Source organism: Solibacillus palustris (genome assembly GCF_022549215.1).
Classification (GTDB): Bacteria; Bacillota; Bacilli; order Bacillales_A; family Planococcaceae; genus Solibacillus; species Solibacillus daqui.
Genome location: NZ_JAKZFC010000007.1, coordinates 175,020 through 184,129, shown reverse-complemented (window position 1 = coordinate 184,129; position 9,110 = coordinate 175,020). Strand labels below are relative to the sequence as shown.

At 31.7% G+C, this 9,110-nt stretch carries 9 protein-coding genes and 1 pseudogene; 9 read left to right on the top strand and 1 reads right to left on the bottom strand.

Annotated features, from left to right (window positions below; genetic code table 11):
* Positions 1 to 155 precede the first annotated feature (155 nt).
* From LZ480_RS16390 to LZ480_RS16365, 7 genes and pseudogenes are all read left to right on the top strand, one after another.
* The gene (locus LZ480_RS16390; protein WP_241370623.1) at positions 156 to 518 is read left to right on the top strand and encodes a VOC family protein; all 363 of its coding nucleotides are present in this window, start codon (positions 156 to 158) and stop codon (positions 516 to 518) included.
* Positions 519 to 636: 118 nt separating this feature from the next.
* Entirely contained in the window at positions 637 to 909 is a 273-nt protein-coding gene (locus LZ480_RS16385; protein WP_241370622.1) for a hypothetical protein, read from the top strand.
* A gap of 701 nt (positions 910 to 1,610) precedes the next feature.
* A pseudogene (locus LZ480_RS20130) lies at positions 1,611 to 1,763 on the top strand (GNAT family N-acetyltransferase); the annotation flags it as partial.
* Positions 1,764 to 2,733: 970 nt separating this feature from the next.
* Positions 2,734 to 2,952, top strand: coding sequence for a hypothetical protein (locus LZ480_RS16380; protein ID WP_241370621.1), 219 nt, complete (start codon positions 2,734 to 2,736; stop codon positions 2,950 to 2,952).
* 14 nt (positions 2,953 to 2,966) lie between these two features.
* Complete coding sequence (locus LZ480_RS16375; protein WP_049665915.1) at positions 2,967 to 3,251, top strand: hypothetical protein; 285 nt, start codon at positions 2,967 to 2,969, stop codon at positions 3,249 to 3,251.
* A gap of 485 nt (positions 3,252 to 3,736) precedes the next feature.
* Positions 3,737 to 4,708: a hypothetical protein gene (locus LZ480_RS16370; protein ID WP_241370620.1), complete on the top strand. Its 972-nt coding sequence runs from the start codon at positions 3,737 to 3,739 to the stop codon at positions 4,706 to 4,708.
* Positions 4,709 to 5,007: 299 nt separating this feature from the next.
* A complete protein-coding gene (locus LZ480_RS16365; protein WP_241370619.1) occupies positions 5,008 to 5,739 on the top strand; it encodes a CPBP family intramembrane glutamic endopeptidase in 732 nt (243 codons plus the stop codon).
* Positions 5,740 to 6,051: 312 nt separating this feature from the next.
* Here LZ480_RS16365 and LZ480_RS16360 read toward each other — a convergent pair whose 3' ends face one another.
* Entirely contained in the window at positions 6,052 to 7,221 is a 1,170-nt protein-coding gene (locus LZ480_RS16360; RefSeq protein WP_241370618.1) for an MFS transporter, read from the bottom strand.
* A gap of 379 nt (positions 7,222 to 7,600) precedes the next feature.
* Here LZ480_RS16360 and LZ480_RS16355 point away from each other — a divergent pair, with 379 nt between their 5' ends.
* On the top strand, positions 7,601 to 8,545 hold the full coding sequence (locus LZ480_RS16355) for a serine hydrolase domain-containing protein (protein ID WP_241370617.1): 945 nt from the start codon (positions 7,601 to 7,603) through the stop codon (positions 8,543 to 8,545).
* A gap of 103 nt (positions 8,546 to 8,648) precedes the next feature.
* The gene (locus tag LZ480_RS16350; protein ID WP_241370616.1) at positions 8,649 to 8,948 is read left to right on the top strand and encodes a hypothetical protein; all 300 of its coding nucleotides are present in this window, start codon (positions 8,649 to 8,651) and stop codon (positions 8,946 to 8,948) included.
* Positions 8,949 to 9,110 lie beyond the last annotated feature (162 nt).

Here is a 9,110-nt window from a genome sequence, read left to right as displayed (position 1 = left end):
ACGTATGCAGCTCTTTTTTCTTATTGAACTAAAGAAGCAGTTTAATTCATTAAGAAATAATAATGAGTTTACATAAATAATACATAATTTGAAATATATATATTATAAAGTACAATAAAGATAAGAAATAGTTTTAATACTTAGGGGGTATCTATATGATTCTTGGATTACATCACGCACAGATAACTATTCCAAAAGGTGCTGAAGAGGAAGGTAAGAATTTTTATTGTAATGTATTGAAACTAGAAGAAATTGAAAAGCCAATTTCACTTCAAGGAAGAGGGGGCTTTTGGTTACAAGTTGGTGATAAAGAGGTGCATGTAGGTACAGAAGATGGCTTTAATAGATTAACAACGAAAGCCCACTTAGCATACCAGGTAGAAGATGTATCATATTGGAGAAGAGTATTGATGGAAAATAATATAAAAATATTAGATTCAGTACCAATTCCAAATTTTGAACGTTTTGAGTTTAGAGACCCTTTTGGAAACAGAGTAGAGATTATTAAAGAAATTTAAGATTCTTTTATTATTCAACTAACAGGGGCTTTAGTGAAGATTGTTGAGTTGCTTAGGCAGCTCCTTTTTTTATTGAACTAAAGGAGCAGGATAGTTTAAGAAGTAATTGAGGTGAAGAATGATGAGAGTAGCAAAACGTTCTTTAAGTGGAATCATTGCTATAATTCTAAGTGTAGTAGCTGCTTTACTTATTAAAGTGAATTATGAGTTAAATGAACATTGGCTTCAAGGGACTTTACTCAATCCTATGATGCTTATAGCTATCGCTTTATACTTACCTTCTCTTGGATTGACGATTTATGCACTCAATAACCGTTTTGTTGGTTTAATATTTTGGAGCATATCTTTGTTAATTGTTGTTGGTATTTTTTCGACTAATTTATTTGAATAGAATAGTTAAATCATTGTTTCTCTTATTCAACTAACGGGGCAGTTTAGTTCAATAAGCAAGTATATTTCGTTTGGAGTAATTTTAAACCATTTACAATATTTAATAAAAAAATCAAACTTGTATAATAAAAGAGGATATTCGTTTAGAGAGTTTATTAGGACGTATAGTCAGTTAAGTGGACAACATTAAATTGAATAGTAAAAAAAGGGTGGATTATTGACATTGAAGATTATAAAAGACACTGCTATCTTGACCGCATTTATTTTTATTTCAAACTTTGTTATCAAGCTTATCTTTAATCTTGATAATATTATAGAAGAATTTGAGGAAGGAGTTTGGGCAGGACTAGGAATGTATCTATTCTCTATTGTAATGCTGTTTCTGATTATTTTTCTGATACTATTAGTAAAAACGTTATTACATAAAATGTGTAGATTGTGAAACTTTTCACTTAAACTAACGCGGGCTTTAGCGAAGATCGTTGAGTTGCTTAGGCAGCTCTTTTTTTATTGAACTAAAGGGGCAGTTTAGTTCAATAAGCAGTAATGGAATCTGTAGATTTTAAATGGTAAAATTAATTAAAATTGGGAGGAATATAATTTGGAAATCAAAACTGATCGTTTGTTAATCGTTCCTTGTACTGCGGAGAGCTATAATGCTTTTTCTGATAAGTATGAAATGGGGCCACACTTAAAGATTGGGCCCTTTCTTCCAACCAGGTTGATAAAATAGTCGCGGAGTGTGCTGAAGAGAATGTAGCGTCAATAAGAGTCCTTGAAAAGATAGGAATGAGTCGAACTTATTCTAAGGATGGCTTTATATACTGGCAAAACCCGCAAAGAGTAGATAGTTAAAGGGATTTTCTAAACTAGTATAGAATTTTTTGTTCCACATAAGGGCGCGATTGTTGCATACGCTTCACTTTTCTTCTTCAACTAACGGTGTTTTAGTAAAACATGGATTTATAACGTATACATTAATAAACCTAATAAAGTTCACAAATCAAAGTTTGGAAAAAGACTTAAATACCATGAATGAAATTGAAGTCTTATCGTTGTAAATCTGCATAAATTTGACTCCCCTCTTATTTTACTAACGGGGGCTTTACTTTAAGAACATTGAGTTGCTTAGGCAGCTCTTTTTTCTTATTGAACTAAAGGGGCAGGATAGTTGAATAACAAATAATTAGTAAAACAATACTTTAGGAGAAGTAAAACAAGAATATAATCAAGATTGGATTATAGGGGAGTTGGAATTGTGTGAACCTTTTTAAGTTTTTTGTTTATCAAGTCGTTTTTTCTATGATTGCTTTAGCAAATAATTCTTTTTTTAGGGACTTTATTTATGAACAGTTCCATATCAATAATAAATTTACTGTTTCACTGATTAAGACACCTATTGATTTGATAATAATTTATTTCACCTTTAGGTTATATTTCTTGTTAAAAATTAAGTTGAGATATAAGATTTTAATTCACATAGGTGCTTTTATTGTTGGGTTTGTAATTTTAGGATTAATAACTAATCAAATAGTTATGTAAAAATCTAAGGTTCAACGAATGATTTCTTATTAAACTAAAGGGGGCTTTACTTCAAGATGGGATTCCATAGAGATCCCATCTTTTTCTTAGGCTGATTTCAAAAAGATTGTTGCTACTCAATTAAAAGTCAGAATAGTTAAACTGATATTATGGTTAATTATGGTAAAATGAAGCGAGGGGGGGATTGTGGGAAATTTAATTTTGATATTATATGTCTTGATCTTAGTATCACTTAACGTTGTTTAGAAAAGGAATATTAAATCTTATGGTATCGGGCATCATTATGATGGTACTTGCTCCAGTGATTGGTTTTTCAAGTGGGGCTGTATTTCTTCATTTTTACAATTGGAGTTCTGGGGGAACAGGAGAAGGTGCAGGCTATGGTGGGGCATTTTTAGGATTTATAACAATAGCTAATGGTATTCTCATTCTGGTGATTGGAGTTATAAGGTGGATTTTAAATTTCGTAAAAAAGTTAAATGATGTTTCGTTATTCGAGTAATCGGAGGGATTTTGTTGAATGATAAAAAAGTTTTAGTTATAGGTAATGTTATATTTACTGGTTTTGTTGCATTATTTATTTCTTGGTTTTTTGCAGAAGGGGCATTAGGTGAATCTGATACTTTGACACCAGAATTCTTTTTAGTCATACCGATATGGGCTTTTGGAGTACTACTGATGTGGAGATTCGTTTCCAAAGACAAATTAGAAAATGCTTCTCATTTTAAAATAATATTGAGTAATTCTCTGCTTTGGTTAACTATCCCTTTAGGTTTAATGTTTGCGTTTGAATTCATATAAGAATATTGGGAAGTAAGATAAAGAATTAAGTTATTTTCTTGTTAAACTAACGGGAGCTTTACTTGAAGGTCATTGAGTTGCATATGCAGCTCTTTATTTCTTTATTGAACTAAAGACGCAGATTAGTTGAAGAAAAGAATTGTTAGGATTTGTTATAAATACAAAGATATATAGGGGGGATAAATTTGAATTTAAAGTCATTGGCATCAGAAATTTCTAAAATTTATATGCAAAATTCTATAAACTGTAATTAAGACACTCATGTAAAAATGCGTGTCTTTTCGTTATAGGGCGCAATTCTTGAAAAAGAATTGCGCCTTCTTTAGCTAAAGGGCCAGTTAATTGAAGAAGGACATTCACTTTAGATATAGAATTTATAAAAAATGGAAACTGCTATGCAGCTAAAGTATATAAACAATATAAATTGCTGTTGTTCATTTTTATACTAATAGTACTGGTATTTTTATTAAAGAAAGGTTGATTCGTTGAACATTTATGAGAAATTCAATCAATTACTAGCAGATGAAAAGAATGAGGAAATCTTAGTGCTATTAGAAGAATTTCGTAACAACAGAACACTCACAGTAGAAGAAAAAGCATGGGTATATTGGAACATTTCCGATAGGCTTGCTATCATGCGTAAACCCCACCAAGAATATGAGATTCACTGTGAATTTGTTAAATGGGGAAAGATAACTTTAGCTCCTGATAAACTGCACTGGTTTGTTTCGGATGGCACACAATCTTTAACATTATCATTAGGTAATTATTTTGAAGAATGGTATGACTGGTACTTATATGCATGTGAGCATTCTTTAAGAAACGAAAGTAACAGAGGAGTAAGATTTGAAAGTCATCGTGCAGCAGTCTCTTCTCTTTTAAGCTTGGAGAAGTTTTCAAGCATTGATGTCCCCCTTATTAATATGTTGGACTTGATACAAGAGGACAGTGAATGGGAAAACAATCCTTTTGCAGAATTAACCTATTATTCGTTTCTATTAGAAAAAGCTTCTAAACTAGAAGAACAAGAATTGATCAAAGAGTCATCGGAAAAAATTGCTCATTTGATTAATCATAAGCTCTTAGAAATACTCGATGATTCACTTATTCCAATGGAGAGTGATCCCTTTGTTTTAGGCAGTTGGGAGCAATTAAACAGTTCCCGCCTTACAAAGCGTTCTATTACAGTAGCTTTAAATAATTTAGGTTGTACATTAACCAGACTTAACATGCATGAAGAAAGTGTTAGAGTATTTAACTTAGCTATTCAGTATCAGCATAAATTAAATAAATATGGATTATCTTTATATCTATTATCAATCTGGGGCCTTCATAATTGTAGTTCAAAAGTGGTGAAAGCTTGGAAGAGACATGGAGATAAAATTGCGAACATAAAGGAGTTACTTCTAATTGCTCCTGAATTGAAAAATGTAGATTGGGATAGAAGAGCTTTGTGATTTTTATTTCATGCGAATCTTAAAAATGTTTTTACCAGCCTTATTTCATTTGAAATGACTTTTATAGTATCTCTGCAGCATAGATATTCAAAACTATCTTCCGTTAAAGTGCGCATTTCTGCAGTAAAAATTGTGCCCTTACTTCATGAATAGGGCCATTTTACTGAACATCTTTCTTTTATGAATGGTTACCAAACGATGCTTTTGGAATATTTCTTTTCCTCTCAAATAATTTAATGGTGTATAATATTTTCAGTAAAATATTTACAATTTATAACAACGAGGATGTGGCGTAATATATGAAACCATTTTTGAAAGTAATTGGTTTAGAATTTCTCGTCTTAGCGTTTTTTATTGTCAATGGTGCGTATGTTTCAATAACTTCCACTAACGATCCGTTTCTCTCCTATTTGGGCTTAGTACCATTTGCTTTATTGTTATACGGTTATTTATTATTCTCTAAAAAAAGTCGAACAGCATTGAACCTATTTTCTACTCGTTCAGTAAAAGAAACATTATTATATTCAATGCCACTTTTAATTATTTTAATAATTTTATACCTAGGAAATGGTGGGCTTAGTTTAGGGGATTATTCGAATGTAATTTTAGTAATGATAACTCATATACTTATTATTGCCTTTATAGAAGAAGTGATTTATAGAGGATTTATGATATCGGTATTAAGAGGAAATGGGATTATACTTGCGGTTACAGTATCAAGCCTTTTATTTGCAATAACCCATTCTTTACAACTTCTTGGTGGTCAAGACTTGTTGAGTACAATTATCCAAATAAGCTACGCATTTTCGACTGGTATGGTTTTAGCTCTATTAATCGCATTAGGACAACCGTTAATAGTTACAATATTATTCCATGGGATCAATAATACTTTTATTGTTCTGGCTTCTAAAGATGGTGACGATATTTTTACATTTGTGATTCTTGCAATCTTAGTTACTTATTCAATTTTCCTTTATAAAAAATTAAAATCATCACAACAGCACAATCATATTTATTCATTAGAAAATTAAAAAACGTTCCCAAATAAAAGTTTTGGAATACAGAAAAAGCTAAGAAATGCTGTGAAATCAACCTTTCGTGGCTTTTCCTTTGAATATTATTTATACAGCTTTTTATGCTAAGGTATATAAACATAGCTACAATAAGACTTTTCAAGATTTTGCAGAAAACGCTGCAGGTGTGTTATCTGAATAAAAACCTGTATTTATAGAAAATTTATTAACGCTTTAAATCTGCATTTTTATTAGAATTAAGTCCAGTTTCAGCTAAAACTACCGTGTAGGAAAAGAGATATACATTAAAAGAGCGCAACTTGAAATATCTCAAATTGCGCTCTTTGTATTATAAGCTGTTTTTTTCTTACTGCTAATAGAAATGATGACAGTAATGAATGATAAAATGATGAATATTCCACCTGCAAATGGATTTACTTCAACTGATAGTGTATCTACAATTCCAGCCCCAATCACTGAACCAACAGCAACACCTAAATGAAGAGCTGAATTATTCAAGCTTTGCTGAATTTCCGATGATTCAGGCGCTATTTCAATTAAATAAGATTGCATAGCCGGCGAAATCGCCCAACTGAGAATCCCCCAAATGATAATTATGATAAGAAATACTGGAAATGAATCTGTTGAATATGGAAATATAAAGAATAAAGCGCTAAATACGACTAGGGCAATAATCATTGTTTTTCTTGATCCCAATAAATCTGCCATTACACCGCCAAGACCTCCACCAATTACAGCAGAAAAACCGAAAATGAAATAGATGACACTAATCCAAGTAGCATTAAAATCAGTGGTCGCTTCTAAATAAGGCTTAAAATAGGCATACATAATCGTATGGCCTGTCATATAGAAGAATGTCGTTGTTAGCCCTAATGTGGTTTTGTGATTTTTAAATGCTAAAAGCTGATTCCTCAACGGAATTTGAGGTTTCGGTTGTATTCTTCCCATTAATACATGAACCCCAATAATTGATAATGCTGTTAAAATAGTTATCAGTACGAATGGTGCTCTCCAGCCAAAACTATCTCCGATGATAAGCCCGAGCGGTACCCCTAAAACTAACGAAGCACTTACTCCCACAGAGACGATCCCAATAGCCCTACCTCTATACTGTTCTTCTACTAAGCTAGGAGCCATAACTAAACACAATATGATTAATAGCGCTCCACTTAATGCTAATATAATTCTTCCTATAAACAAAATAGAAAAAGTAGGTGCAAATACTGTTACGATACAACCAATTAAAAAAATGTACAAGCAAACTAATGTTAGCCTTTTTCTTTCTATTTTAGCTGTCATGACAAGTAAAATTGGCGATGTAACTGCAAAAATGACAGCAAAAACAGTGATCAGCAAACCTGCTTGGCCGATGCTTACATGTAAATCCTCTGCAATCAAATCTAAAATCCCGCTAATGATCAGTTCAACCAGACCTATTATAAAGGATAGAATCATTAAAAAATAAATACGCTTATCCATGTTGTCTCCTTCCTAATTATATCCCAAACTATATACTATCTTTTGATGAATGTTTACTCAAGAATAAGATAATAATGTCACAATAACATAATTACATAAATCTGAAAGGACTGGAGAATATACTTAAGTTAATTTGTCAGAAATAATGAAATAAATGTGGATGATATCAGAAAAGCAATAAGCTTATATATTGGATTATCCCTTCATTTACGCCATACAGCTAAAAAATGGTAAATATTCAACGATCGGGTACAATTCTGTAACAAGGATCTGCGCCGGTTTTCATTAAAGGGCCATTTAATGGAGGAATAATCCCTTGAAAAATTGAATACATATGGTAATTCGAGTATGGTGTTTGTGAAAGGGAGATAATAGAGGAATGAGTAAAATATCTTTTAATGAGTTAGAAAAGAAACTTAAAAGTATTAGAATTGAAGCTTTTGTCATCTATAAAGGGAATACAAGGATCTACGAATACTTGAAGAATAAAAAGGTCGTAGAAAAGCCGTCAAAGGTTTATTCCATCACAAAGAGCATTGTTTCTATATTAATTGGAATTATGGTAGAAAAGGGATTAATAAAAAATATTCACGAACCCATTCAAAACTATTTTCCAGAAATATTAGAGTCTAATGATCCGCAAAAGAAAGAAATTACAATATTTCATTTGCTGACCATGACTTCGGGGTTAAAAGTAGGGAATTTCCAAGGATCAAAAAATTGGGTTAAATTCATACTAGGACAACCGATTATACATAAACCAGGATCAACCTTTCAATATAATTCTGGAGACTCTCATTTACTAAGTGCGATAATACAAAAAATTTCTGGAATTTCCACCGCTTCATTTGCTGAAAAATATTTATTCTGTCCATTAGGGATAAATAAATACACTTGGCAAAGGGATCCACAAGGAATTCACGGGGGTGGTTTTAGTATTTCATTAAAATTAGAGGATATGGTGAAGATTGGACTGTTATTTTTAAACGAAGGGCGATTTAATTCAAATCAGGTGATATCATCCAACTGGATCATTCAGGCAAAAAGACCATATAAACAAACTAAAACCACAAAAGAAGGTACATATGGATATGGCTATCAGCTATGGACTTATGAAAATACTAATACTAACACCTCGATTGATTATTACTATGCTAATGGCATATTTGGACAATATATATTTATTGTTCCGAAGTTAAATATTATGGCGGTGGTAAAAAGCCATCTACAAAAAGATCAGCAATCTGCACCGGCACTCATTTTCGAAGAGCTATTAGGTAGTTGGCAGGATGAGAGAGAATTGTTGAATAACATTCTTTCATGAAAGATTACCAAACGACGATTTGGTAACTCTTAAAGGGTAAATGAAGTTGTATATGGCAGAATATTAATTAAATAAAATTAAACTTTCTAAGTGAGGGATTGTAGTGATTGGAAATTTAATGTTAGGATTATTATTGATTTTCTCAATTATGAAATTTTATAAAAATAAGGCGATTTTTAAGCAACTTTCTAAAAAAGAATGGTTACAGTACACCTTAGGATTCTTATTTGCGTGGGCTGTAGGTGCGATAATAATTATTGGGGGTTCCAATCTAACGGATATTATACAAATAGCTTGGTTAAATAAAGTTTTGGCCATTATATTTATTTTGATCGGATTAGCTTTTGCAGGATTCATTATGAATAAAACCTTACCAAGAAAATTAAAAGAATTTTACTCGTGATTTCTGGATAAACAATGACTTAATTGTATTGTCAGATGCTGCGATTTTGGAGGAGGATCACGGGATTGTCTCGTGATCATTTTTGTTTTGGAGGCCATTGTTCAAGATGGAACGTTTCCTAAAAACGTTTCGTAGCTTTCATCAATATAAGTGTTTTTTAGA

Coding starts and splice junctions, on each gene's coding strand:
- LZ480_RS16390 (WP_241370623.1), top strand. CDS start 156: ATGATTCTTGGATTACATCACGCACAGATAACTATTCCAAAAGGTGCT.
- LZ480_RS16385 (WP_241370622.1), top strand. CDS start 637: ATGATGAGAGTAGCAAAACGTTCTTTAAGTGGAATCATTGCTATAATT.
- LZ480_RS16380 (WP_241370621.1), top strand. CDS start 2,734: ATGATGGTACTTGCTCCAGTGATTGGTTTTTCAAGTGGGGCTGTATTT.
- LZ480_RS16365 (WP_241370619.1), top strand. CDS start 5,008: ATGAAACCATTTTTGAAAGTAATTGGTTTAGAATTTCTCGTCTTAGCG.
- LZ480_RS16360 (WP_241370618.1), bottom strand. CDS start 7,221: ATGGATAAGCGTATTTATTTTTTAATGATTCTATCCTTTATAATAGGT.
- LZ480_RS16355 (WP_241370617.1), top strand. CDS start 7,601: ATGAGTAAAATATCTTTTAATGAGTTAGAAAAGAAACTTAAAAGTATT.